Consider the following 26303-nt stretch of genomic DNA (forward strand, 5'->3'; position numbering starts at 1 on the left):
GACCGGCGGCGGGGAGGTCTGCTTCTCGCTCGTCTGTCGGTCGTTCTCCGACCAGGTTACTGAGGTTCGGTTCTGCTTGGCATTTCCGGCCGTGCGGGCGAAGCGTCACGTCCGGTGGCTGCCCGCGTACGCACAATCGTACGTACAGCAAAGGGAGCGGCCCCCTCAGTGGTGGGAACCGCTCCCTTCACGGCGAACTACTTGGCGCCGCCGGCCGCACCGCGGCGGATGCCGAGGCGGTCGACCAGGGCACGGAAGCGCTGGATGTCCTTCTTGGCCAGGTACTGAAGGAGGCGGCGACGCTGGCCGACCAGGATCAGCAGGCCACGACGGGAGTGGTGGTCGTGCTTGTGCGTCTTGAGGTGCTCCGTCAGGTCCGAGATCCGGCGGGAGAGCATCGCGACCTGGACCTCGGGGGATCCGGTGTCACCCTCCTTCTGGGCGAACTCGGACATGATCTGCTTCTTCGTAGCGGCGTCGAGCGGCACGCGTACTCCTCTTGATGTTCGATGCGCCCACGAGTGCCCCTGGTCTTGATCGCAGGGGAGCTTCCATGACTCGGAGGCGAAGGTCCGATGAGCGCAGATCCCAGGATGATCCGGGAGCGCGTACACAAACGGCCGTCACACAGCGTACCAGTCCGGCGCAGCCGGGTCGGCCGGGCGGGTGCGCGGGGTCAGCTGGTGAGAGCGCGGATCGACTGGTAGAGGTCGAAAACGGCGAGGCACAGGGGGATCAGCGTCAGGAGCACACACGCTTCGGCGATCTCCAGGAAGCGCCCCCAGAACGGGGTCACTCCCTTGCGCGGCACGATCAGTCCGATGGCGGTGATCAGAGCGGCGGCGCCCGCGACGGCCGCGGCCAGCCAGATCGTACGGATGTCGAGCGCGGTGCTGTCCCCCGTGGCGGCGTCGCGCAGCATTTCGAGCGGCGGGTTCAGGGACAGGCCGAGGCCCAGGAGCACGAGTGCGCCGAGCCCCGCCGCCAGTGCGCAGCCGACCTGGGCCGTGTAACGGAACAGGTGGGAACGCATCAGCATGGCGATTCCGGTGGCGAGCGCCAGCAGCTGGCCCCAGATGCTGTCCGAGAATCCCAGGACGGCGGCGGCGCCCACGGCCACCAGCGCGCATCCGCCGACCAGGCCGACGAGCAGTTCGTGGCCGCGGCGCGCCTGGGCGGCGATGCGGTCGGCGTCGACCGGGCCCTGCGGGGCCGGTTCGGACGTCCCGTAGTCACCGGCGGTGGTGCGGGGCGGCTCGAAGCCGATGGGGAGGCGGGCGAAACGGGTGGAGAGACCGGGCAGGAAGGCGAGGACGCCCACGGAGAGCGGCGCGCACATCGCCGCGGTCTCGGCGGGTTCCAGGCCGGCGATGATCGCGACGAAGGTCACCAGTACGCCGACGGCTGCGGCGAACACGAACGCGACGAAGATTCCGTCCCCGCCGGGGGCGGCGATCATGAGGATCACCGCGACCACCAGTACGGCGGCGCAGGCGAGCAGGAACTGGAGCCTGCCGATGCCCTGCCCCTCGCTGAGCGACAGCAGCCCGGCGCCGGAGACCCCGGCGTTCGCGAGCGCGCCGATGCCCAGCGCCGTGGACGATCCCCGGTCGTCGTAGACGCGGGCACGTACGCAGGCGAGCGCGAGGGCGAGTACGGCGACGATCGCGGCGAGGACGCCCGGCAGCCCGTGCATGTCGTGCCGGGGGCCGGAGTTCCACAGCACGAAACCGAGCAGGACCAGCAGGAGCGCCCCCGCGAAGAGCCCGGCACCGCGCATGAGGCTGTCGCCCCAGAGGGTGCGGTCGCGGGCGACGGCGGTGGCGACCGCGTCGGAGACGTCGTCGAAGACCGCGGGGGGCAGCGACTCGGAGAAGGGGCGCAGGGACAGCAGCTCGCCGTCGAGGATGCGCTGACCGGCCAGGGTGCGCCCGCCGTCGAGGACGGTGCCGTCGCGACGTACCAGGTGATAGCCGACCGGTGCGCCCTGGGCGGGGCTCTGTCCCGACAGCCGGAGGATCTCCGGGTACAGGTCGGCGACGGGGATGTCCTCGGGCAGCGCCACGTCGACGCGGCTGTCGGGCGCGACGACCGTGACCCGGCAGAAGCCGGTTCCGTTGTCGGCCGGAACTCCGGGACCGGGCCGTCCTTGTCCGGTGGCCGCCGTTTGGGCCGTCATAGTCACCTGCTGCTCCCCCTCATCGTTCTCCTGAAACGAACCGGGGATCGCGGACCTCGCCGAGGGTTGTCCCGCTGATCCCCTGCGGGCGCAAGACGTGCGGCCACGGCACCTCGCCGCGTTGCCGGAACGCCCGAACACATCCAGTGCCCGGCCGTTCCTCCGCCCTGCGATGCACCGCATCCGACGCCGCGCGCCGATCCACCGGGGACCGCGGGACAACTCTCGCGCCCCGAACGGCCGTTTCCTTGCGGTGGTTAGCGAATGCTTACACGCGTTGCGACACCCTACCGCTCCCGGTGTCATTCCATACGCCAGTAGGATCCTCCCGCGGATGGAACCCGTCGCCACGGGGGCGCCGATACGAACAGTTCTGTCCGGCAAGGGAATTGGTGAGCTGTGAGCCAGATTGTCGTCAAGCGCCCACCGCGGGCTCTGCCCTCCGAAGTGCCGGACGAGCAGGTGCAGTTGCAACCTCCGCCCGAGCTGCCTCGCGGCCAGCAGGAGGGGGTGATGATGCAGCTGCTGCCGATGCTCGGCATGGGTGGCTCCGTGGTCTTCTTCTTCATGACCCCGAACCCGATCATGCGGATCATGGGCATGATCATGATCGCCTCGACGGTCGCCATGGCCGTGGCGATGATGGTCCGCTTCCGGCGGGGGACCCAGGGACAGCTCGCCGACATGCGGCGTGACTACCTGAAGTACCTGACGCAGACCAGGCGAGCCGTACTGAAGACGGCCCGGAAGCAGCGCGACGCACAGTTCTATCTCCACCCGTCCCCGGACCAGTTGTGGGCGCTCGTCGCCGAGGGCAGCCGGGTCTGGGAGCGCCGCGTCGGTGACGCCGACTTCGCGCAGGTGCGCATCGGCCTGGGCAGTCAGGAACTCGCCACGCCGCTCATCGCACCCGACACCGCGCCGGTCGACGAGCTGGAGCCGCTGACCGCCGGGGCGATGCAGCAGTTCCTGACGACCCACAGCACGCTGGACGGCCTGCCCATGGCGGTCTCGCTGCGCGCCTTCTACCACCTGACGATCAGCGGCGAGGCGGAGTCCGTCCGTTCCGCGGCCCGTGCGATGGTCGGTGCGCTCGCCTCGCTGCACTCCCCCGAGGACCTGGTCATCGCCGTCGCGACGGACCAGGACGCCGCCCCGCGCTGGGAATGGGCGAAGTGGCTTCCGCACGTCCAGACCCCGGGCTTCGTCGACGGTGCAGGCGTCCGCCGTCTGATCACCACGAGCGTCGGTGAGCTGGAGGAGATGCTCGCGCCCCGGCTCGACGGCCGGCCGCGCTTTCAGCCCGATGGCCAGCCGCTCATGGACCAGCCGCATGTCGTCGTCGTGCTCGACGGCCAGTCCGTATCGCCGGTGTCCGTGCTGGCCGCGGCCGAGGGCCTCCAGGGTGTGACGGTCATCGAGGTCGTACCCGGTGAGGTCCACGGGGCACGCGGCGGCCTGTCCGTCGTGGTGCAACCCCATCTGCTCCAGCTGGAGTCCGGGCACGGACTGGTCTACGACGGCGTTCCCGACCTGCTCAGCCAAGAGGCCGCCGAAGCGTTGGCGCGGCAGTTGGCGCCGCTCCATGTGGCCTCGGGCGGGGACGACGACGAACCACTTCTCGCCAATCTCGAGTTCACCGATCTGCTGAACCTCGGTGACGCGGCCTCGATCGACGTCAGCAGGACCTGGCGGGCCCGCTCCCAGGCGGAACGGCTGCGCGTCCCGATCGGGGTCGGCGAGGACGGCGGCGCCGTGATGCTGGACCTCAAGGAAGCGGCGCAGGAGGGCATGGGGCCGCACGGTCTGTGCGTCGGCGCCACCGGTTCCGGAAAGTCCGAGCTGCTGCGCACGCTGGTACTCGGCCTTGCCGTCACCCACACCTCGGAGACGCTCAACTTCGTCCTCGCCGACTTCAAGGGTGGCGCCACCTTCGCCGGTATGGCGCAGATGCCCCACGTCGCAGCGGTGATCACCAACCTCGCGGACGATCTGACGCTGGTCGACCGCATGGGCGACTCCATCAGCGGTGAGCTCAACCGCCGGCAGGAGATGCTGCGCGACGCGGGCAACTACGCCAACATCCACGACTACGAGAAGGCGCGTGCCGCGGGCGCTCCTCTGCAGCCCATCCCCTCTCTCGTCCTGGTCATCGACGAGTTCAGCGAACTGCTCACCGCCAAGCCCGACTTCATCGAGATGTTCGTGCAGATCGGACGCATCGGCCGTTCGCTGGGCGTCCATCTGCTGCTGGCCTCGCAGCGCCTGGAGGAGGGGCGGCTGCGCGGTCTGGAGACCTATCTGTCGTACCGGATCGGTCTGCGCACGTTCTCGGCGGGCGAGTCCCGGGCGGCGCTGGGTGTGCCGGATGCCTACCACCTGCCCAACGTCCCCGGCTCCGGGTACCTGAAGTACGGCACGGACGAGATGGTGCGCTTCAAGGCCGCATACGTCTCCGGGGTGTACCGCTCGGGCGGTCAGCCGGCCGTGTCCTCCGGGCCCCTGCCGCTGGACCGCAGGCCGGTGGTGTTCACGGCGGCTCCGGTGCCGGTGCGGTACGTGCAGCCGAGCCCGCAGCCGAGCGCCTCCGTGCCCGACGCGCGTACGCCGGAGGACGACGCCCTGGCGGACACGGTGCTCGATGTGATCGTGCGCAGGCTGGAGGGCCGGGGGGCCTCCGCCCACCAGGTGTGGCTCCCCCCGCTGGACAACCCGCCGTCGCTGGACGAGCTGCTCCCGGGGCTTTCCGCGGTGGAGGGCCGTGGGCTGACCCAGCCCGGGTTCGAGGGTTCGGGCCGCCTCGTCGTACCGCTCGGCGTCGTCGACAAGCCGTACGAGCAGCGGCGCGACACGCTCTACCGGGACTTCTCCGGTGCGGCGGGTCACATGCAGATCATCGGTGGTCCGCAGTCCGGAAAGTCCACGCTGCTGCGCACGCTCATCGCGGGCTTCGCACTCACCCACACGCCGCAGGAGGTCCAGTTCTACGGACTCGACTTCGGTGGCGGCGGCATGGCCTCTGTCTCCGGCCTGCCGCACGTCGGCGGGATCGCCTCCCGGCTCGACCCCGAGCGGGTGCGGCGCACGGTCTCCGAGGTGTACGGGATCATGGCGCGGCGCGAGGAGTACTTCCGCAGCGCCGGCATCGACTCCATCGCCACCTTCCGCAGGATGCGGGCGCGCGGCGACATCTCGGCCACGGACCAGCCGTGGGGCGACGTGTTCCTGATCATCGACGGCTGGGGCAACTTCCGTACGGACTACGAGGCCCTGGAACCGGCAGCGTTGGACATCGCGGCGCGCGGCCTCGGGTACGGCATCCACCTGATCGTCACGGCGTCGCGTTCCATGGAGGTCCGGGCCACCCTCAAGGACCACCTGATGAACCGGCTCGAACTGCGACTCGGCGACGTCATGGACTCCGAACTGGACCGCAAGGCCGCGGTCAACGTGCCCGCGGGGGTACCCGGCCGTGGTCTCACGCCGGAGAAGCTGCACTTCATGGCGGCGGTACCGCGGATCGACGGCATCAACTCCGACAGCGACCTCTCCGAGGCGACGGCGGCCATGAACCAGGAGGTCGCCCGGCACTGGACCGCGGCGCCCGCCCCGGCGGTCCGGCTGCTGCCCCGCGAGCTCCCGGTGCACGAACTGCCCCCGGGCTACGCGCACCCGGAGCGGGGCGTCGCGTTCGGCATCGACGAGAACAACCTGGAGCCGGTCTTCCTCGACTTCGAGCGCGACCCGTTCTTCCTGGTGTTCGGCGAGAGCGAGTCCGGCAAGTCGAACCTGCTGCGGCTGCTCATCAAGCAGCTGAGCGAGAGGTACGAGGGAAACACCTGCAAGTTCTTCATCATCGACAACCGGCGAGCACTCCTGGACGTCACCCCTGCGACGCACCTGGCCGAGTACGTGCCCATGTCCAACAACATGGAGCATCACGTCGACGCGCTGTACGACCTGATGAAGCGTCGTACGCCGTCGCCCGACGTCACGGCGCAGGAACTGCGCGAACGCAGCTGGTGGAGCGGCCCGACGGTGTACGTGGTCGTCGACGACTACGACCTGGTCTCCACGTCCAGCGGAAACCCGCTGGCCAAGCTCACGGAGATGCTGCCGTTCTCACGTGACGTCGGCGTCCGGTTCATCATCGCCCGCAGCACGGCGGGTGCCGGACGGGCCCTGTACGAGTCGTTCATGCAGCGCATCATGGAGCTGGGCGCGCAGGGCCTGATGCTCTCGGGCGACCCCATCGAGGGCGATGTCCTCGGCAACGTACGACCGCGGCCTATGCCTCCGGGGCGCGGGGTCTTCGTCACCCGGCGGCGCGGGAATCCGCTGGTGCAGACGGGGCTCATGGACGGGCAGCGGTAGGTTCGCGGGCTCGGTGGGCGGGGCGGGGCACGGTTACGGTCGAAACGACCGGCCGTGCCCCGTCTGCGTTCCTCGTGTTCCCTGCGCTCCCTGCACCCGGCGCCGGCACGTGTCCGCCGACGCGGCTGCCGCTCGAAGGGTGGGTAGCGAGAGATTCGGGCCGCGGTCCGGGAGTCACAGAATGCTCGGGCAAAGACCAGGAGAAGTACTTCCAGATCTTTCACCCCTGGAGCTTCTACCCGGCATCGGCGAATGATCTTGACGAGGCGATGAAGCGACTCAAGACGGAGCTGCCCAAGCACGGCTGGAGAGTCGTCGATTACGGGCCGGACACCAGCAAGAACAAGAACATCAACCTCACGGCCGACAACGACAAGAAGAAGTACAGCGTCAAAGTCGTCCAGATGGCCAAGAACGACCCACCGAAGCTGAGCCTGATGGTCGTCTCCGGCTGCTACCAGGTGCCGGACGGCGAGAAGATCCAGCGGTTCTGAACACGGCGGCAGCGGCTGCGCCGATCAGGTCAGGTCCTGGCCGGACTTGATCAGCTCGGCTTGATGTACGGGAAACAGGTCAGGGTGGGCACCTCCCGTGCGTGCCCACCCTGAGCTGTGATCTGTCGAGTTCTACTCGAAGTTGGCCCTCGCCCGCTTGTCGCCGGCCTGGTAAGCCGCAGCGGCATCTCGTACCTTGCGCGAGATCTCGCTCAGGGCGCCGTGAATCGCCGTGGCGTCGGCGTCCCAGCCCCTCTGGGCGGTGTCGTAAGCCTCCTTGGCCTCGCCCACCCAGAGCTCGGACACATTGCGGATCATCTGCTGGATGGCCGCAAGGTCCTCCTGGAGCTTCTTGCTCTGCAGGTCAATGGCGCCGGCCGCGAGGTCCAGGCTTGCGTAAGTGACAACCATCGTGCCGTCGTGGTTGCTCGGCATGCGGTCCTCCCGTGTTATCTAGGTTGAGTGTGAAAGCGTCGTACGTGTCGCAGTCGTGGCCAGGTCAGAAGTAGTTGAGGTTCGAGGTCCTGGCCTCTGCTTTCGCGTCACCGGAGTAACCGTCGACGACGTCGACGCCCTGCAACGCCTGCCGGATTTCGTCTTCGGTGTTGCCCGAAATGGTGCGCGCCGCCTTGATGGCCTCCTGGAAATTGAGGAGACGCTTGGCGATGCTGACCATCCTCCGGTTGATCGCATCCTGCTTCTTGTTGAATTCGCCGGCGCCGATGCCCTTCCAGTGGCCTTCCAGGCCGTCGATCGTCCCCTGGAGCGTCTTCAGTTGGCCCTTCACTGAGTCGAATCGCGTGGAGAGCTCACCCTCCAGCTTGAGGAGTGCGGCATCTGAGAGCTTCTGATCAGCCATGATCTCGGCTTCCTTCCTGGTGCGCTTGTTCGGACCGGCTTTGCTCGCCGGTGGGTACGGGTGAAGAGCGTAGGGTCAGTAGGTCAGTCAGGCGCTGCGGCGCTTACGGACGAGCGCGAAGGCTCCGCCGCCGAGCACGATGACCGCTGCCGCTCCGCCGATGATCAGGGCGAGCGGACTGCCGTCGTCCTTCTCCTTGCTGGAGCCTGCCACGACGGTGTCCTCAGCCGTTTCCTTCTTCTGGGGCTGTGACGAACTTGGTGCGGAGGCGGCTGGGGAGGCCGAGGAACCGGACGTCTTTCCCTTGGTGAGGGGGCTGATGCCCGGGGCGCCGGGGTTTCCCTTGCCCTTGAGGATGTTGACGGCCGGACGGATGATGCCGTGGCCGAGGTAGTTGCTGAGAGTGCCCTTCTCCCAGTCGCCTCGTCCAGCCGTGTCGAAGAGGACGTTGAGAACCTGGTTGGCCGTCCAGTCGGGGTGGGCGGACCAGATCAGGGCGGCGGAGGCTGACGTGATGGCGGTAGCTTGGCTGGTCCCGCCCACGGAGTCACAGTAACGCTGAAACTTCTTATCGCACCAGGTTGGAATACCGTCTCCGGGGGCAGCGATATCTACGCTACTCCCGTGCTGAGAGTACGTGGAGGCCTTGCCAGTACTGTCAGTTGCGGCGACACCCACCACCTGGGGATACGAAGCGGGAAACTGTTCCTTGTTGCCTTCCTTGGCGTTGTTTCCAACTCCTGCGATGAATAGCTTTCCCTTGCTTTCCGCGTACTCGACTGCTTCTCGTTCCCCTCGACCTGGGAAATCGCTCGCCATCGACATGCTGATGATCCGCGCATCGCTGTCCGCTGCGGCCCGGATAGCGTCTTCGGTGTCATTGGCGTTCACCGAATGCTTGTTCTGAAACTCTGTATCGGTGACTCGAAACGGGATGATCTTCGCGCCCGGAGCAAGGCCTTGAAGACCTCCGCCCTTGCCCGTTCCGGCAATCAGCTCGGCCATGGATGTGCCATGCCCGTCATAGTCGTCGTACTCATCACCGTCGGCCCCTGTGGCGTCGAAACCTTTCAGGACCTGCCCTTTCAGGGACGGCGTTGATGGGTTGACACCGGAGTCGATGACAGCGACCTTGATGCCTTCACCCGTGCTGACCTTCCACATCTCCTCCGCATGCATCGGGCCGAGATACCACTGCTTGGATTGCACATCCGCCGCAACCGCAGGGGTTACCGCCCCTGCGAATCCCATGCTCCAAGCCGCAGTCACTGCCATAGCGCCGAGCAGACGCCCACCCAATCCGACAGGCATACGGCGTTTCCGGGTCTGGCTCATTCCTGCTGTCATCCTGACTTCCGAACCTTCCCTGTACCTACTCGATCACCGGAGGTGCGGCTCCACGCCGTCCGGCCTCCCACGTCTCTCTGTCTTCCGACAGGTAGTCCGGGCGCGAGGTGCCGCCGGTCTGGTCCTCATTGTCGGAATCCCGTCGCCCCGCGGGACCACGTACGAGGCCCGCGCCTCCAGCCGTGAAGCCCCTCGCACCCGAGCCGGATCCGGCAGCACCACGAGGCGTACCTACGACGCCCTTCGAGCTGGGAGTCCCCCGCCCCCCAGGTCGATTCGCACCGTTCGATCCGCCGGCTCCGATCACTCCGCGCTGTCCGGCGCCGATAGCCGTTCCGCGCGGAACGCCACGATTCCCACTCGACGAGTCCGTGCCCTGAACGGTGCGCTGTGGGGTCCCACCTACGATGGCCCTGGCACGCCCAGTACGCGGGCCAGGTGACTTGGAGGCACTTGCAGGACTGCCTGTCACGGGCCTGCCACCAGTCACACCAGTCCGACCAGCAGCGGGTGGCTGACTCCCCCCTCCGCCAGGACGCCCAGGCGTGCCTGAGCCCGGGCCACCGCCAATGGGAGCCGGACGCCCAACCGGAGCTCCGGTGCGCCCGGTCGTCGTAGGTCCGCTGCTCGTGGGGCCACTCTTTCCGGGCTGCCCAATTGCTCTGGGCAGCCCGGTTGGTGGCGTGGAACGCCGCGAGCCACCTGCCACAGGGTTCACGAACTCATTCACCATGGGCGGAGTCGAATTTGTACTGGGGCTCGTGGGATTTGCAGTCGGCGGCGCGGGAGACACATCGGGAACGGTCACGGGGGCCGGTGGCGCTTTCACACTATCGATCTCCGTCGCAGTGCTTGTGTCCGGCGCAGGTGCAGTTCCGAGTGCATCGATCGCAGCTCGATTTCCGGTGACGCCTGAGGTGCTGGCATAGGCTGCGGCAGCGCGCTCCGAGTGATCCCGTGTCGTGCCGTTGCCCATCGCTTCGGAACCTGCGGAAGAAGCACCGGGTACGTTCCTATCCTCGATGTACCCCTGCGGCCTCGGCATCGCAACATCAAGCTTCTTTTCGAACCGCGGCGGCGCCTGCGCCGCCAGCGTCTCCTCCGACACCGCGTAGTACGAAGCCAGCCGGTTCGCCTGGTTGATGGCCTCCTGACGGTCCTTCTCGACCTTCAGCGCCGCGGCGTACTCCGGGTTACCCTCGACCCGCTTCGGGGCCTCGATCTTCTCGACGGGTTTCGGGTCCAGGCGGTTGTCACGCGGCGGCAGGGACTTGCGCACCGAGGCGAGGCCAGTGCCCGCGACCGTGATCTGGATTCCGGCGGCCTCCGCGAAATCGCCCAGCTTCAGGGCATGGGCGACCAGGCCCTTGCCCCAGTCGCGGAAAGCGGTTCCGGACTCGCCCTCCCAGTCGACGGCCTTGATGAAGTCGCCGAGCTCGTTCGCGGCCTTGCTGATGGCTCTCCGTGCCCCCAGGAGCGCCTCACCCGCCTCTTCGAGGTGCTCCGGGTTGGAGTGCTCGATCAGGTCGATCATCGCGTTGAGGTCGAAGCCCTCGAACGAAGTCCGTCCTGATGTGCCCGAACCTCCGAAGGGGAACAGGTCCATGACGTCCTGGACCTGCCGGTTGACGTCAGTGGCGATCAGCTGGTTCTGGACGCGCTGCTGGTCCTGCGCCTGCTGTTCCTTGGGGGTCAGTTCCGGCCGCTTGTCGTCGCTCATCAGCTGTCCCCCAAGTCGTCATAGGCAGAGCCGGCCTTGCCGTCGGAGCGCGGCTGCTCAGGCTTCTCGGCCTTCTCCCCGTGCGCCTTCTCCTGCTCCTTGTCCAGGCGCGCCTGGATCTCGTGGAACCGGCGCCGCACGTCGTCGTCCACGTTGTCGAAGCCGACGGCCGCCGCGTGCACGCCCAGGCTCAAGTACTCGATCTGGTCGCCGAGCGACTTGGAGAGCGAGACGAGCTCCTCGTGGACGCGGTTGTACTGCGTGTACAGCCCGTCCGCCTCCGCGAAGCACGCGTTCTGGCCGCTCAGCGCGGCGCGTGACACCGTCTGCGCCGCGATCTTCGACTTGCCTGCCGCCGAACCCTCAAGTTCGGCGAGCAACGTGTTGACACGCCCTCTGAACTTCTCCAGCGCGCCGACACCGCGCCGGAGGTCGCCTGGACCGGCCACGATCCTGCCCTCCCCGTTTCCCCGTTTGCTCGGACCGCCTCGCGTTGCTATCGCATCCGCGTGAACCTGTCCGACCTCATTGCACAAACCCTAGCCACTGCCTACGACAGGGCCAACCTTCTTATCCATCACGTAACTTCAGCAGAACGATTCCCGGTCGACCTGCGCGTGGATCTCCGTCGGGCATCGCGTACGGCCACGGCGACGCCCGCTATCGCGGCGACCAGCACCGCCCCGCCCACCACCACGTAGGTCGCCAGGCGTGCGTTGCGTTCGTCCGCCGTTTCGCCCAGGTGGAGTTGGGCCGGTGTCGGCGCTTCGCCCTTGCTCACGCCTTCGTGTGCCACCGGGTGCTCGATGGGCTTGTCGTCCTCCGTCAGGGCACGCACCGGGTCGACGACGCCCCAGCCCACCAGGTGGTCGTGGCCCGCCACGGAGCGTTCCGCCGTCTGCTCGATCTGGGCGACGATCTGTTCCTGCGTCCAGTCCTGGTGCTTGGCCTTGATGAGGGCGGCGACTCCCGCGACGTACGGGGCCGAGAAGCTGGTGCCGTTGTCGGCGCAGTGTCCGCCGCCGGGGACCGTCGAGATCATGTCCACGCCGGGGGCGGCCACGCCGACGAAGTCGCCGGACTGGGAGAAGGCCGCCCGCTCGTTGTTGCGGTCCGACGCGGCCACGGCCAGGACACCCGGGTACGAGGCAGGGTAGGTCTTCTTGATGTTGCCGCCGAGCCCGTCGTTGCCGGCGGAGGCCACGATCACGATCTCCTTGGCCAGGGCGGCGTCCACCGCCTGCTTCAGCACGATCGCGGGCTCCACGGCGTTGGCCGTGTCCTGGGAGATGTTGATGACGTCCGCGTGGGCGACATCGGCTGCGTAGGTGATCGCGTCGGCGAGTGTTTTGGCCGTTCCGTGGCCCTCGGCGTCGTTCTGCTGGAGCGGGATGATCGTCGCGTCCGGGGCCAGGCCGGTGAAGCCGGTGCCCTTCACCTCTCGTGCAGCGATGATTCCGGCGACCTTGGTGCCATGGCCGACCGTATCGGTGGTGCCGTCCTCCTTGCCCCGCTCGATCTTGTTGCCGCTCTCGTCCTTGATGTCCTTGTCCAGGAAATTGCGGCCGCTCCTGGTGTCCACGGCCCCCTTGAGCTGAGGGTTCTTGATGTCCACGCCCGTATCGATGACAGCCACCCGTACGCCCTTGCCGGTGGACTGCTTCCACAGCTCGTCCATCAGGACGCGCTGCAACGACCAGGGGCGGCCCGCGTACATCTTCGAGCCGAAGGTGCACTGGGTGGAGTCCTCCGCCGCCGCGGGCAGTACCGGCAGCGTGACGAAGAGGACGGCGGTGGCGGCTGCCACGGTCAGCGGACGCCGGTACGGAGAGGTGTGCGTCGTCATGTGGATACGCCCCTCAGGAACCCTGCGGCTGGCGGGCCGCGCCGGTCGACAGGCGTGGTCCCGTGGGCAGGAACGAGGACCAGGCGGCCGGGACGGGAGCGGGCACGACGTCCTTGTATCCGAGCTGGTTCTGCGCCTGTTGCGCCTCCTGCTGCCGCTGCGCCCGCTCCTCCTTCGTGCCTGATTCACCGATGCCGGAGTCGCCCTGCTCACCGTCGCCGTTGGACTGCATGGCGTAGCGCAGACCGGTGTCGGTGACCAGGAAGAGGGGGCCGGAGTCGGCGCTGGATCCCTTGAACTGCCGGAAGAGCTGGCCGGATCCGGGGGTGACGTAGGCGCTGCTGGAGCCGGTGGGGAGCGTTGCGGGGAAGCCGGTGCCCGCCCAGGTGCTGAGGGTGGTGGCGCCGCTCTTCGTGTCGACACCGCGCAGGATGTTGCACACGGTGTTGCGGCTGCCGGCCGCGGTGCTCCCGGAGTTGACGGGCTTCGGCTCGCTCTTGGGCCAGTCCATGTTCTGGCCGAACGCCTCGCCGGGCTCGAACGCTCCCGCGCTGACGGACCTCTCCTTGCCGTCCTGGCCGAGGCCGACCAGGTCCCGGCTGCTGAGCAGGAGCTTCGCGACGAAGTCCGACACGGGGGCGACCCGGCCGGGCAGGACCACGTACTTCTGGGTCCTGGTGCCGGACGTCGCCGCGAGGACCATGCCCACCTTGTTCGCCTCGGGCGGCAGCTCCCCCTGGATGCCCGCGTCGGCAGCGGGGGTTCCGGTAAGCGCCGGGAAGTCGATCGCGTCCCCGGTGTGCAGGGTGGCCAGCCATGCGGCGGAGACCCGCTGGGGGGCGCGGCCGTCACCGACCAGGGTGCGCAGCAGCAGTTCGTCCTTCTTGACCTTGTACGCCTTGCCCGTGGCGTCCACGATGTAGCGGGTCCTGTCCGGTCCCGGACCCTCGACGTACATCAGCTCACCGCCGCGCAGCCGGTCCGCGCCCTCGGTCTTCTTCTGGTCTCGCTCCGCGAAGACGAACGCCGCCTTCTGGATGGCCCTGCCGCCCTCGCCGGGCTGCTCGCAGACGGCCCACCGCTTCTTCGAACCGGCTTCGTCCTTGTCCGGCAGCCGGTCGGGGGCGTACGGGATGCCGAGCGTGGCGCCGTGCGGGATCTTGCCGTTGTCGAGGACCGATTCGTCGACGTTGATGACCTTGCCCTTGTCCGGGTCGAGCAGGAGCTTGGCGGAGGACATGTTCAGCACCGGGTGGAGCTGAGTCTTGCCATCGGTCTTCAACACCACATACCGGGTGGTGGATTTGCTGGCGATGATGACGTTCTCGTACGGGGTGTCCCACTTCTGGGGTGCCACGGGTTTGAACATCCCCCAGGCTCCGAACGCCGCGATGATGACGACACCGACGATCGTGCCGGGCACCACCGCACGCAGGGGGCGGGGTGCGCCTTCCTCCGAACCGCTCGGGTTGGGTTGCAGGAACTGTGCGATCAACCGCCGCTTCGCGAAGGTGTAGGCGTTGAGTTCGTCCCGCCGTGATGCCATCTGTCCGCTGCCCCTTTTCCCCAGTGAGGGACCAGGTTCCCATACGCACCGTGGGCCCCTGTCGCCGACTGGGCCCCCGGCTACGCCTGTTGGCACTTGACCCTCACTGCTCAGGTAGGGTGATCGCCCGGTCAACACCCGTGAAAAAACTGTACATACGGATACAAGGGGGGCAACGCGGCGATGGGTGCAGCGACGCGCGAACGCACGGGGCGATCTACCCATCGAGCGTCCGGTTCTTCCCAACGGCAACGGGGCAACGAGCCAGCCACAGCAGCACCCGCCGCGCCGGTGAGCGCACCCGCGGCGACGACTCTGCGGTCCATCTCGCGGACCGGCCGCCCCGCCACCGTGCTGCGGCAGATGGTGCTCGTCGAGGCGGCCCTTGCGGTCGCCGCGGTGGGTGTCGCGCTCGGCGGCCCCTGGCTGGTTCCCACGGTCTCGGTCGCCTGTCTGCTGGTGCTGCTCGCGGTGGTACGCCGCCGGGGCCGGGCCGTGCAGGACTGGCTGTCGACGGCGCTCGCGCTCCGCGACCGCAGGCGTACGGCCGTGGCGTCCGACGCGGATGCGGAGCCGCAGCTCGCGCCGGTGGCGGAGAGTGTGCCGGGCTTCGCCCCGTACATCTACGTCGACCGGGACCGCCGCACGGTGGGCATGGTCGGGGACGGCACGTTCCTGACGGCTGTCGTACGGGTCGAGGCCAGCGGTGAATCGCTGCGCCAGGCGCGCGGTGCGCGGGCGCTCCCGTTGTCCCTCCTGGGCGATGCCCTCTCGGTGGACGACATCGTGGTGGAGTCCGCGCAACTCGTGCAGCAGGTACGCCCCGCTCCGGCGCAGCACCTGCCGCAGCAGTCGGCGGCACGGCTCTCCTACGCCCCGCTCCAGGAGCAGATCGGGGCGCCCGCGCTGCGGATGACCTGGGTGGCCGTGAAGCTGGATCCGGAACTGTGCCGGGAGGCGGTCGAGGCGCGCGGGGGCGGCATCGGCGGCGCTCAGCGTTGCCTGGTCCGGGTCGCGGACCATGTGGCGAGCCGGATCACGGGGGCCGGATTCCGGGCCGTGGTGCTGGATCAGGAGGAGCTGCACTCCGCCGTGGCCACTTCCGCGTGTGCCAATCCCATGCTCTCGGCCCGCGCCGGGCGCCCGGATGCCGCGGCGCAGCGGCGGACGACGGAGACGACGAGGGTCTGGCGGTGCGACGACCGCTGGCACACCGCCTACGCGGTGGACCGCTGGCCCGAGTTGGGCCGGGGGGCGACCCCTCTTCCCCGCCTCGTCTCGCTGCTGACCTCGGTTCCCGCGTATGCGACGACCTTCAGCCTGACGGTGCGACGGGGTTCGCGCCAGGGCGAGGTCTCGGTCTCCGGTCATGTGCGGATCACGGGCGGGTCCGATACGGAACTGGTCGGAGTACGAAGGACATTGGAGCAGGCCGCACGGCACGCCAAGGTCGGCCTGGTGCGGCTGGACCGCGAGCAGTTGCCGGGCGTGCTGGCGACGCTCCCGCTGGGAGGCGCACAGTGACGAATCGCACCGAGCCCAGGCGGGGACTGCGCGGTCCGCGTCACGCGGGGCACACGCTGGCCGCGGAGCACCTGGGCGCGCTGTCGTTGCCGGTCGGGGACGACGGCGTGATCATCGGCACCGATGCCGAGGGGCACCCGCAGCTGATCGGGTTCCACCGGCCGGCACCGTACGACGTCCTGCTGATCGGCGGCCTGTGGACGGCTCAGGTGCTGGCGCTGCGTGCGGCGGCCACCGGGGCTCGGGTGGCGGTCGAGACCGGGCGCACCCAGGCGTGGACGACTCTGGCGCAGGCCGCGGGTGCCGGTCTCGAATGCGTCTCCCTCCATGACGTGGGCCGGGTTCCGCCGACCGGAGCGACCGTGGGCAGCCCGGTGGTGGTGGTGCGGGACTGTGGGATGCGCCCGCCCCGTGGCCGGGTGGTGTCCTCGCCCTGGCAGTCGGTGCTGACGCTGCTGCCCTATCTGAGCCCGGTGGCGCCCCGGTTGATGCGGTCGTCGACGCTCGTGGGTGTCCAGCGGGTCTCGCCCGCCGAGGCGGACCAGATCGGCCGGATCCTGGGGCTCGCCCGGGCCGAGAGCGACGCCCTGCCCACCCTGGCGGACGGTGTCACGCTCTGGGTGGCGGGCGGCGAGCGCCACTGGGTGATGACGAGTCCGACGGACATAGAGACCGGACTGCTCGGCACCGCTCGCCGGATGGACTGAACTCTTCCGTTCGCGACCTTGGACCTGCCGTTTCCGGGAGGATGGCGGGGGAACGACACGGCACGATCGAAGGGACGCCGGCATGGGCACCCAGCAGGAAAAGGAAGAGCTCTACGCTCTCGACATCTCGGATGTGGAGTGGCTGAGCGCACCGGGGACCGAGAACGTCGAGGAACGGGTCGAGATCGCGCATCTGCCGGGCGGCGCGGTCGCCATGCGCTCGTCGCTGGACCCGGAGACCGTCCTGCGCTACACGGAGGCCGAGTGGCGCGCCTTCGTACTGGGTGCACGGGACGGTGAGTTCGACCTCACGTAGGCAGGGGCCGGGTGAAAGGGTGGCTGCCCGAGGACGGCGGCCCCCCTTCGCCGCGTCTTGATATGTCGCGAATCGACAGCTTCGGTCTGTGTGCTCCACCGCATTCGGTTCGATCGGCGCGAGTACGTGATGCACGGGACAGATCTTGCGGTGCCGTACGCCCTGCCGGAGCGAGCCCCATGACGATTAGGGTGGGTCCGGGCGCGGCAGAGGAACCTGCGGGCAGGCATTGCGTGTCCCAGGGGGAGAGCCGGGCGGTCGGACAGACGGAAACGGTCGCCCCCACCCACCACGGCACAAGGGTGCTCGACCACACCAGGAGGCAAAGTGAACGGCGATCGGGACGAGATCCGCGGGGGCTGGAACAAGCCCGTCGACGAGTCGTCCGACGCGGAGCCCGCAGAGATGACGGGCGAGTTCACCATCGACTACACCCCGCCCGCCTGGTACACACAGAACGCGCCGGGGGACTCGTCGGGCGGTGCCGGTACGCATCTGGCGCCGCCTCCGCCGCCGAGCGGAACGCCGCTGTCCGTGCCCGCGCCGTCTCCGGGGGGCGGTTTCGACTCCGACTGGACGCCGGCGCCGCCCGCGCCCATTCCGGCGCCGCCCGCGCCTGCCGCACCCATGCCTGCGCCGGTTCCCGCCCAGTCCTCGACGGGTGAGGCCGCGCCTGCTCCCGCGGGCGGGACGGGGGATTCCGGCGGTGTGTCGGACCCGTTCGGGGGCGGTGATGTGGAGAGCGGCTCGACGATGCGGTTCTCGCCGGCCTCGCTGAAGCGGCAGATCGCGGAGATCGAGGACCGTTCAGCGGACGACGCAGCGGACGGCGCGGCGGACGGGAACGATGCCGGGGGCGACTCGGGACCGGACTCGGACCTCGGCTCGGGCACCGCGGAGACCGGTGTCGGTGTCGGTGTCGGTGTCGGTGACAGCGGTACGGGTACGGGTGAAGCGCCCGGTTCCGACTCTGCCTTCGCCTCCCCCTCTGCACGGACTTCGGACGCGTCCGCCGAGGAGCCCGATGGCGCTGCCGCCCCGGACTCCGGCGCGGACTCGGCCGACGACCCGGCGGCCGGGCCGCAGGACTCCTCCCCTGCCCTCACCGACGCCGCCGTCGCGGACGCGGCCCCCCAGGACGTGCCGCCCGCCGACGCACCGCAGGGCGCCGTCGCACCCGTCGCGCCGAGCCCCTGGGCCCCGGCGCCGCCGCAGGGCGGGCTGCCGCCGCTGCCGCCCTCGTTCCAGCCCGCCGCGCCGCAGCCCACCGCGCCCCAGCCGGCCCAGCAGTGGCCCGCTCAGGGCCCGACCGGCCAGGCGCCCGGCGGCTACGGATTCCCGCAGGCCGGGGCGGCTCAGCAGCCACAGGCACCCCAGCCGCCCCAGGGCGGTTACGAATTCCCGCAGCAGCCCGTTCCCCCGGCTCAGCAGACCCCGCCCCAGGGCGGCTACGGATTCCCGCAGGCGTCGCAGCAGCCGCAAGCGCCGTACCAGCCGCAGGCACCCCAGCCGCCTCACATGCCTCAGGCAACCCAGGCACCTCAGGTTCCTCAGCCGTCCAACCCGGCTCAGCCGTCCCACCCGTCCAACCCGCCCCAGGGCGCTCAGTGGCCCGCGCAGCCGGGCACACCCCTGCCGCCGCAGGTCCCGCAGGGGAGCCAGGCGCCCCAGCCGGCCCAGCCCACGCCCCACCTGCCCGCGCAGATCACCCCTCAGCAGCCGGCCCAGCCCCAACAGCCTCAGCAGGGACAAGGGCAGGGTCACCCGCAGCAGGGGCAGCCCGTGGACCCCCGCACCGGGGGTGCCTGGCCGACCCCGGTCACCCATGACCAGCGCGAGCGTTCCGTGCCCGGCGCCCCGCTCGGGTACACGGCCGCCGTGGAGCTCTCCTCCGACCGGCTGGTCCGGGGCAAGCAGAAGGCGAAGAGCAGCCGTACGCCCTCCGGCGCGTCCCGCTTCAAGCTGGGCGGCAAGAAGGAGGAGGCCGAGCGGCAGCGCAAGCTTGAGCTGATCCGTACGCCCGTGCTGTCCTGCTACCGGATCGCGGTCATCAGCCTCAAGGGCGGCGTCGGCAAGACCACGACGACCACCGCCCTCGGCTCGACCTTGGCCACCGAGCGGCAGGACAAGATCCTCGCCATCGACGCCAACCCGGACGCGGGCACGCTCGGCCGCCGGGTGCGCCGCGAGACCGGTGCCACCATCCGTGACCTGGTCCAGGCGATCCCGTACCTCAACTCGTACATGGACATCCGCCGGTTCACCTCGCAGGCGCCCTCCGGGCTGGAGATCATCGCCAACGACGTGGACCCGGCGGTCTCCACGACGTTCAACGACGAGGACTACCGGCGCGCGATCGACGTGCTGGGCAAGCAGTACCCGATCATCCTCACCGACTCGGGCACCGGCCTGCTCTACAGCGCGATGCGCGGGGTGCTGGACCTCGCCGACCAGCTGATCATCATCTCGACGCCGTCGGTCGACGGTGCGTCCAGCGCGTCCACCACGCTGGACTGGCTCTCCGCGCACGGATACGCGGAGCTCGTGCAGCGCTCCATCACCGTCATCTCCGGGGTCCGCGAGACCGGAAAGATGATCAAGGTCGATGACATCGTGCAGCACTTCGAGACACGCTGCCGCGGCGTGGTCGTCGTGCCGTTCGACGAGCACCTCTCGGCCGGCGCCGAGGTCGACCTCGACATGATGCGTCCCAAGACCCGCGAGGCCTACTTCAATCTCTCCGCGATGGTCGCCGAGGACTTCTCTCGCGCCCAGCAGCAGCAGGGGCTGTGGACCTCGAACGGCTCCACCCCGCCGCCGCAGTACGCCCCACCGATGCCCGGCCAGCAGCAGTACGCGCCACAGCAGCCGCAGCAACCGCAGGCGTACCCGCAGCAACCGCAGCAGCAGCCGTACGGCGGTCAACAGCAGCCGTACGGCGGTCAGCAGCCCCCGCAGTCGTACCCGCCTCAGCCCGGTCCCGCGGGACCGCAGCAGAACGGCTGGCAGCAGGGGCAGCCCGGCCAGCCGGTTCCGCCGGAGCTGCAGGGTCCGGTACCGCCCGCCGGATGGCCCCAGCAGCCGCCGCCAGCGCCTCAACAGTAAGGCGTCAGAGGTCTAAACCAATGAGGGTCCGTACCGTCTCCACGGTGCGGACCCTCTGCGCATTCCCGCAGACCACACGCCGTTTCGATGACCGTTGACGCAACTCGACCCCCGCTGATAAACCTTCGCTTCACCAGCTGGCGAACCACAGATCAACCCGCCTTCTCCGTGCGAGTCATGACGCGAGGTCCCTGACCATGGTCGAAAGAGTTCCACCACGCTCCGCCAAGCCACGTTCACGTCTGCGTGTCCTCCTGGCCTCCGGTGCCGCCGCACTGGCGCTGGCCGCCGGATCCATCGTCCCGGGCGTGCCGCTCGGCGCCGCGCCGCAGCAGGCGCAGGCGGCCGACAGCGGAAAGTCGACACTGACCGTCGCCGTCGCGCAGAGCGTCGACTCGTTGAGCCCGTTCCTGGCGCAGAACCTGCTCAGCACCAGCATCTCCCGGCTCATGTACGACTTCCTCACCAACTACGACCCCAAGGACAACCACGCGATCCCCGGCCTCGCCACCAAGTGGGAGCCGTCCGCGGACAAGTTGACCTGGACGTACACCATCCGTTCCGACTCCAAGTGGTCGGACGGTCAGCAGGCCACCGCCGAGGACGCGGCCTGGACGTTCAACAAGATCATGACCGATGATGCCGCCGCGCAGGCCAACGGCAACTTCGTCGCGAACTTCAAGAAGGTGACGGCTCCCAGCCCCACCCAGCTGGTCGTCGAGCTCAAGGAGCCGCAGGCCACCATGGCGGCACTCGATGTGCCGATAGTGCCGAAGCACGTCTGGGAGAAGGTCGGTGACTTCTCCAAGTTCAACAACGACAAAACGTTCCCGGTCGTCGGCAACGGGCCGTTCGTCCTGACCGACTACAAGGTCGACCAGTATGTGAAGCTCAAGGCCAACAAGGACTTCTGGCGCGGCAAGCCGAAGTTCGACGAGCTGGTCTTCAAGACGTACAAGGACCAGGACGCCGCGGTCGCCGCGCTGCGCAAGGGCGAGGTCTCCTTCGTCGCCGGCTCCCCCGCGCTGACGTCCGCTCAGGCCGCGTCCCTCAAGGGCGACAAGAACATCAAGGTCAACGAGGGTCCGGGCCGCCGCTTCTTCGCGCTGGCCACGAACCCGGGCGCGCAGACCAAGGACGGCAAGAAGTTCGGCAACGGCAACAAGGCCCTTCTCGACCAGAAGGTGCGCCAGGCCCTCTTCCTGTCCATCGACCGCAAGACCATCATCGACAAGGTCTTCCAGGGCCACGCCGTCGAGGGCCAGGGCTACATCCCGCCGCGCTTCTCCGCGTACCACTGGCAGCCGACCGCCGAGCAGAGCCTGGCGTACGACCCGGCCAAGGCGGCCAAGCTGCTGGACGAGGCGGGCTACAAGCTGAAGGGTGACCAGCGGGTCGGCAAGGACGGCAAGCCGCTCGACCTGCGCATCCTCTGCCACGCCACGGACCCGAACGACACGGCGGTCGGCAAGTACCTCAAGGAGTGGTGGGGCAAGCTCGGCATCGGCCTGAAGGTCGACTGCCTCAACAACGTCTCGGTGCCCTGGTACGCGGGTGAGTACGACCTCGCCTTCGACGGCTGGTCCGTCAACCCGGACCCCGACTTCGTCCTCGGTATCCACACCTGCGCCGCGCTGCCGATCAAGGCCAAGGACAGTGCCACCACCGACAACTTCATCTGCGACAAGAAGTACGACGGCCTCTACAAGAAGCAGCTCGCCGAATACGACCCGGCCAAGCGTGCCGGCATCGTCAACGAGATGCAGTCGTGGCTGTACGACTCCGGGTACATGAGCGTCATCGCGTACCCGAACGCGGTCGAGGCGTACCGCACCGACCAGATCAAGTCGATCACGACCATGCCCGAGGCGGCCGGCAACATCTACGGCCAGGACGGTTACTGGAGCTGGTGGTCCGCGGCTCCTGCGTCCGGCGGCAGTTCGGACGGCTCCGGCGGGTCGAGCTCGACCGGCGTCGTCATCGGCATCATCGTGGTGGTCGTGGTGCTCGCCGGTGGCGGGCTGCTCATCGCGATGCGCCGCCGCAACACGGCGGACGACCGCGAGTAACCACTCGGACGGGTCGAGAGAGACCGGCCGGTGAACGCGCAACTCACCGGCCGGCCCCTCCACGTGCAGCACGAGTAACGAGAGTCCCCCATGACAGCTGAAAGCACTCCGGCGCTCGCGCAGATCGCGGATGCGGACACCGACGGCCCGGCTCCGGCCGGCCCGTCGGCCGCCCGCGGTCCACGGGCGCGCAATACCAAGGCATATCTCCAATACGTGGCGGGCAAGATCGCGGGAGCAGTGGTCTCGCTGTTCGCGGTCCTGGTCACCAGCTTCTTCCTCTTCCGGCTCATTCCCAGCGACCCGGTGAAGCAGATGACGGGCGGCCGACCCGTCTCGGCGGAACAACTCGAGTCCCTGCGGCGCCAGTTCGGCCTCGACCAGCCGATGTGGCAGCAGTTCACGAGCTATGTGGGCGACGCCCTCACGGGCGACTTCGGCACCTCGTTCCAGTTCCACGCGCCGGTCATCGACAAGATCACCGAGGCGCTCCCGGCCACGCTGCTCCTGACCGGCACGTCGTACGTCCTGTACACCGTGCTCGGCATCTGGCTCGGCACCCGTACCGCCTGGCGCAACGGCTCCATGAGCGACCGGTTCAACACCGCGTTCGCGCTGACGCTCTACTCGGTGCCGGCGTTCTGGCTGGGTCTGCTGCTGATCATCGTCTTCTCGGTGGGCATCGGCCCGATCCCGGGGATGTTCCCGACGGGCGGGCTGGAGTCGGGCAACGAGACCGGCTTCGCCTACGTGCTCGACGTGGCGCACCATCTGGTCCTGCCGGTGGTCACACTGGTCGCCGTCGGATACGCGCAGACGCTCCTGGTGACGCGTTCCTCGCTGCTCGACGAGATGGGCAGTGACTATCTGACGACGGCCCGCGCGAAGGGGCTGCGGGACGACGTCGTACGCCGCAAGCACGCCGTGCCGAACGCGATGCTTCCGACCTTCACGCTGATGTTCGTGAACCTCGGGCATGTGGTCGCCGGGCAGATCCTGGTCGAGACGGTGTTCTCCTGGCCGGGCCTCGGCGGCCTCTTCTACCAGGCGCTCAGCGTGCCCGATCTCCCGCTCGTACAAGGGCTGTTCTTCGTCTTCGCCACCGCGGTGATCCTGGCGAACACCCTCGCCGATGTGCTGTATCCGCTGCTCGATCCCCGGGTGGGCCGATGACGACCGAATCCATGCCCACGCCCACGAAGGCGGAGACCGCGCAGAATCCGCGCGCTCTGGCCCGCGCGCGCAAGCGCCGGTCCATTGCCCGCTTCTGGCGGGAGTACCGCAGCCACCGGAGCGGACTGTGGGGCCTGGCGGCGCTCGTGGCGATCGCCCTGGTCGCCCTGCTCGCGCCGCAGCTCGTCGGCGCCGACTCCCAGAGCGTCACCGGCGCCCCCGGTGGTGCGCTGGAGTCGCCGAGCGGTGAATTCCCGCTCGGCACCGACCAGTTCGGCCGCAGCGTGCTGGCGCTGCTGGTGTGGGGCACCAGGGTCTCGCTGACGGTCGGCCTGCTCGCGGCGTTCCTGTGCGTCGCCATCGGTACGGTCATCGGCATCGTCGCGGGCCACTTCCACGGCTGGTACTCGACGGTCCTGATGCGGATCACCGACTGGTTCCTGGTGATGCCGACGCTGGTCCTCGCGATCGCGCTCGCCACGGTGATGGACCGCTCCATGTGGACGGTCATCATCGCGATCGGGGTCACGATCTGGCCGACCACGGCCCGGCTGGTCCGGGCCCAGACGCTCGCCGTGGAGTCCCGCCCGTACATCGAGCGCGCCCGCGCGCTCGGCGGCGGCCACTGGCACATCATGGTCCGGCACGTGCTGCCGAACGTGATGCCGCTGGTGCTGGCGCAGACCACACTGGTGATCTCCAGCGCGATCCTCACCGAGGCCACCCTGGCCTTCCTCGGCCTCAGCGACCCGACCACCACCTCCTGGGGCGGCATGCTCCAGGACGCCCGCGAGGCGGGCGCGATCAGCGCGGGCGACTGGTGGTACCTGGCACCGCCCGGCATCGCCATCGCCCTGGTGGCCCTGGCGTTCACGCTGTGCGGCCGTGCCATCGAGTCCGTCCTCAATCCCAAGCTGGGGGTGGCCCGTTGAGCACGACGAGCATCCGGAAGACACCGCTTCTCGACGTACGGGACCTCACGGTGACGTACGCCGGCGGCGCACAGGCCGTCCGTGGTGTGAACCTCTCCGTCGACGCCGGGCAGAAGCTCGGCATCGCCGGCGAGTCGGGCTGCGGGAAGTCGACGCTGGCGCTCGCGCTGCTGCGGCTGCTGCCCGCCGGTACGAAGGTGTCCGGTGAGATCCTGCTGAACGGCGAGGACATCCTCACCATGAAGTGGGGCCAGGTCCGGGCGGTGCGCTGGGCGGGAGCGTCGATCGTCTTCCAGGGCGCGATGCACTCGCTCAACGCGGTGCACCGCATCGGGGACCAGATCGCCGAACCGATTCTGCTGCACAAGAAGGCGACGCAGGCCGCGGCGGCGAAGCGGGCGGGCGAGCTGCTGGAGCAGGTGGGGCTGCCCGCCGCCCGTGCGTCCGCCTATCCGCACGAGCTCTCCGGCGGTCAGCGCCAGCGCGTGATGATCGCGATGGCGCTCGCCTGCGACCCGGGGCTGATCATCGCGGACGAGCCGACCACGGCCCTCGATGTGATGATCCAGGCCCAGATCCTGCGGCTGATCGAGCAGCTGGTGTCCGAGCAGGACCTCGGCCTGATCATGATCAGCCATGACCTCGCGGTGCTCTCGGACACCTGCGACCGGCTCGCGGTGATGTACGCGGGCCGGGTCGTCGAGGAGGGCCCGGCGTCCGAGGTCTACGAGAACGCGCACCACCCGTACGGCAAGGCCCTGTCCGGCGCGTTCCCGCGCATCGGCGACCCGGCCTCCCGGTTCGCGCCCCGCGGGCTGCCCGGCGATCCGCCGGACCCGTCGGCGCTGCCCGGCGGCTGCTCCTTCCACCCTCGGTGCCCGGTGGCCCTGGAGTCCTGCGCGGCCGAGGACCAGGAGCTGCGGGACGCGGGGCCGGAGCGGCGGGCCGCCTGTGTGCTGGTGGAGCCGGGGGCGGCCGCGGTCCCGGCCCTGCCGGGCGCCGAGGAAGCAAGGAGCACACCATGACACCCACCACTCCCCTGCTCAGCGCTCAGGGGTTGCACGTCACCTTCCCCGGCCGGCGCGGGGCCGCCCCGGCGCGTGCCGTGGACAGCGTCGACCTGGACATCCGGCCCGGCGAGATCGTCGCGCTGGTCGGCGAGTCGGGCTGCGGCAAGACGACGCTGGCCCGTTCGCTGCTGGGCCTGGTCCCGCCGACGTCCGGGCAGGTCACCTTCGGCGGCAAGCCGCTCGACTACGCGAGCCGGGCGCTGAAGACGTACCGCAAGCGGGTCCAGCTGGTGCTCCAGGATCCCAGCGGTTCGCTCAATCCGAGGCACACGGTGTACGACGCCGTCGCCGAGGGCCTGCGGATCCACGGGTACGCGGGGGACGAGCGGGCAGCGGTCACCGAGGCGCTGTCGCGGGCCGGACTCCGGCCGCCCGAGCGGTTCTTCCTGCGCTATCCGCACGAGCTGTCCGGCGGCCAGCGCCAGCGGGTCGTGATCGCGGGCGCGCTGGTCCTGGAGCCGGAGCTGATCGTGGCCGACGAGCCGGTGGCCTCGCTGGACGCCTCGGTGCGCGGCGAGATCCTGGCGCTGCTGCTGCGGCTGCGCGACGAGCTGGGCCTGTCCGCGCTGGTGGTCACGCACGACCTCGGCCTGGCGTGGAACATCGCGGACCGGGTCGCGGTGATGTACCTGGGGCGGATCGTGGAGACCGGCAAGGTGGAGGAGATCCTGACGGCTCCTCAGCATCCGTACACCCAGGCGCTGTTGTCGGTGCTGCCGGAGTCCGGGACCGAGCCGGTGATCCTGACCGGTGAGGCGCCGGACCCGTCCAGGGTGCCGTCCGGCTGCCGGTTCCACGCCCGCTGCCAGGTGCTGGCCTCGGGCGAGGCGGAACGGGCGGGCGTCGCGGAGGCCTGCCGTACGAAGGACCTGCCGGTGCTCGCGGGTGGCCAGGAGACCCAGGTGGCGTGCCACTGGGCGGTCGCGGCCGCGAAGGCACGGGCCTAGGGTTCTTCCGTTTGGATCATGCCGGGCTCGCGGGTCCGGCACGCACGCGGGGCCGGGACCGTCTCCGAGACGGTCCCGGCCCCGCGTCGTCCCGT

At 69.2% G+C, this 26303-nt stretch carries 20 protein-coding genes; 11 read left to right on the forward strand and 9 right to left on the reverse strand.

Features of this window, described 5'->3' with window-relative positions:
* Positions 1 to 197 precede the first annotated feature (197 nt).
* Positions 198 to 488, reverse strand: coding sequence for a 30S ribosomal protein S15 (rpsO, locus tag OHA19_RS11145; protein ID WP_003965855.1), 291 nt, complete (start codon positions 486 to 488; stop codon positions 198 to 200).
* A 188-nt stretch (positions 489 to 676) separates the two neighbouring features.
* Complete coding sequence (gene eccD, locus OHA19_RS11150) at positions 677 to 2179, reverse strand: type VII secretion integral membrane protein EccD (RefSeq protein WP_405750090.1); 1503 nt, start codon at positions 2177 to 2179, stop codon at positions 677 to 679.
* Between the two features lie 399 nt (positions 2180 to 2578).
* On the opposite strand from eccD, the gene eccCa reads away from it, so the two are divergent.
* Both eccCa and OHA19_RS11160 read left to right on the forward strand, forming a co-directional pair.
* Positions 2579 to 6553, forward strand: a complete 3975-nt coding sequence (eccCa, locus tag OHA19_RS11155; protein ID WP_405750093.1) for a type VII secretion protein EccCa — start codon at positions 2579 to 2581, stop codon at positions 6551 to 6553.
* 269 nt (positions 6554 to 6822) lie between these two features.
* Positions 6823 to 7047 carry a hypothetical protein gene (locus OHA19_RS11160; RefSeq protein WP_405750096.1) on the forward strand — a complete coding sequence of 75 codons (225 nt, stop codon included), beginning with the start codon at positions 6823 to 6825 and terminating at the stop codon, positions 7045 to 7047.
* Between the two features lie 132 nt (positions 7048 to 7179).
* On the opposite strand, the gene OHA19_RS11165 is transcribed toward OHA19_RS11160, so the two are convergent.
* The 7 genes from OHA19_RS11165 to eccB form a co-directional block, all read right to left on the reverse strand.
* Entirely contained in the window at positions 7180 to 7482 is a 303-nt protein-coding gene (locus OHA19_RS11165) for a WXG100 family type VII secretion target (protein ID WP_266729361.1), read from the reverse strand.
* A 64-nt stretch (positions 7483 to 7546) separates the two neighbouring features.
* The gene (locus OHA19_RS11170) at positions 7547 to 7906 is read right to left on the reverse strand and encodes a WXG100 family type VII secretion target (protein WP_382908737.1); all 360 of its coding nucleotides are present in this window, start codon (positions 7904 to 7906) and stop codon (positions 7547 to 7549) included.
* 87 nt (positions 7907 to 7993) lie between these two features.
* Positions 7994 to 9253 (reverse strand): S8 family serine peptidase, encoded by a 1260-nt coding sequence (locus OHA19_RS11175; RefSeq protein WP_405750099.1) that lies wholly within the window; start codon positions 9251 to 9253, stop codon positions 7994 to 7996.
* 25 nt (positions 9254 to 9278) lie between these two features.
* Entirely contained in the window at positions 9279 to 10973 is a 1695-nt protein-coding gene (locus tag OHA19_RS11180; protein WP_405750102.1) for a hypothetical protein, read from the reverse strand.
* Positions 10973 to 11425 (reverse strand): hypothetical protein, encoded by a 453-nt coding sequence (locus OHA19_RS11185; RefSeq protein WP_405753236.1) that lies wholly within the window; start codon positions 11423 to 11425, stop codon positions 10973 to 10975. The genes OHA19_RS11180 and OHA19_RS11185 overlap by 1 nt, the downstream gene beginning before the upstream one ends.
* Positions 11426 to 11550: 125 nt before the next feature.
* Complete coding sequence (gene mycP, locus OHA19_RS11190; RefSeq protein ID WP_405750104.1) at positions 11551 to 12819, reverse strand: type VII secretion-associated serine protease mycosin; 1269 nt, start codon at positions 12817 to 12819, stop codon at positions 11551 to 11553.
* 13 nt (positions 12820 to 12832) lie between these two features.
* On the reverse strand, positions 12833 to 14365 hold the full coding sequence (gene eccB, locus OHA19_RS11195; RefSeq protein WP_405750107.1) for a type VII secretion protein EccB: 1533 nt from the start codon (positions 14363 to 14365) through the stop codon (positions 12833 to 12835).
* 183 nt (positions 14366 to 14548) lie between these two features.
* On the opposite strand from eccB, the gene eccE reads away from it, so the two are divergent.
* The 9 genes from eccE to OHA19_RS11240 all read left to right on the forward strand — a co-directional run bounded on the left by eccE (position 14549) and on the right by OHA19_RS11240 (position 26208).
* Positions 14549 to 15889, forward strand: coding sequence for a type VII secretion protein EccE (gene eccE, locus OHA19_RS11200; RefSeq protein ID WP_405750110.1), 1341 nt, complete (start codon positions 14549 to 14551; stop codon positions 15887 to 15889).
* Positions 15886 to 16596 carry a hypothetical protein gene (locus OHA19_RS11205; RefSeq protein ID WP_405716919.1) on the forward strand — a complete coding sequence of 237 codons (711 nt, stop codon included), beginning with the start codon at positions 15886 to 15888 and terminating at the stop codon, positions 16594 to 16596. The genes eccE and OHA19_RS11205 overlap by 4 nt, the downstream gene beginning before the upstream one ends.
* Before the next feature lie 82 nt (positions 16597 to 16678).
* Positions 16679 to 16912 carry a DUF397 domain-containing protein gene (locus OHA19_RS11210; protein ID WP_093548397.1) on the forward strand — a complete coding sequence of 78 codons (234 nt, stop codon included), beginning with the start codon at positions 16679 to 16681 and terminating at the stop codon, positions 16910 to 16912.
* 327 nt (positions 16913 to 17239) lie between these two features.
* Positions 17240 to 20017, forward strand: coding sequence for an SCO5717 family growth-regulating ATPase (locus OHA19_RS11215; protein WP_405750113.1), 2778 nt, complete (start codon positions 17240 to 17242; stop codon positions 20015 to 20017).
* Positions 20018 to 20214: 197 nt separating this feature from the next.
* Positions 20215 to 22086: an ABC transporter substrate-binding protein gene (locus OHA19_RS11220; RefSeq protein WP_405716917.1), complete on the forward strand. Its 1872-nt coding sequence runs from the start codon at positions 20215 to 20217 to the stop codon at positions 22084 to 22086.
* 90 nt (positions 22087 to 22176) lie between these two features.
* The gene (locus tag OHA19_RS11225) at positions 22177 to 23259 is read left to right on the forward strand and encodes an ABC transporter permease (protein WP_405716916.1); all 1083 of its coding nucleotides are present in this window, start codon (positions 22177 to 22179) and stop codon (positions 23257 to 23259) included.
* 11 nt (positions 23260 to 23270) lie between these two features.
* Positions 23271 to 24191, forward strand: a complete 921-nt coding sequence (locus OHA19_RS11230) for an ABC transporter permease (protein ID WP_405750116.1) — start codon at positions 23271 to 23273, stop codon at positions 24189 to 24191.
* A complete protein-coding gene (locus OHA19_RS11235) occupies positions 24188 to 25216 on the forward strand; it encodes an ABC transporter ATP-binding protein (RefSeq protein WP_405716914.1) in 1029 nt (342 codons plus the stop codon). Before OHA19_RS11230 ends, OHA19_RS11235 begins: the two co-directional genes overlap by 4 nt.
* Positions 25213 to 26208, forward strand: coding sequence for an ABC transporter ATP-binding protein (locus OHA19_RS11240; protein WP_405716913.1), 996 nt, complete (start codon positions 25213 to 25215; stop codon positions 26206 to 26208). The genes OHA19_RS11235 and OHA19_RS11240 overlap by 4 nt, the downstream gene beginning before the upstream one ends.
* The last annotated feature ends 95 nt before the right edge of the window (positions 26209 to 26303 follow it).

Source organism: Streptomyces sp. NBC_00012, from assembly GCF_045040875.1.
In the GTDB taxonomy this organism is placed as follows: Bacteria; Actinomycetota; Actinomycetes; order Streptomycetales; family Streptomycetaceae; genus Streptomyces.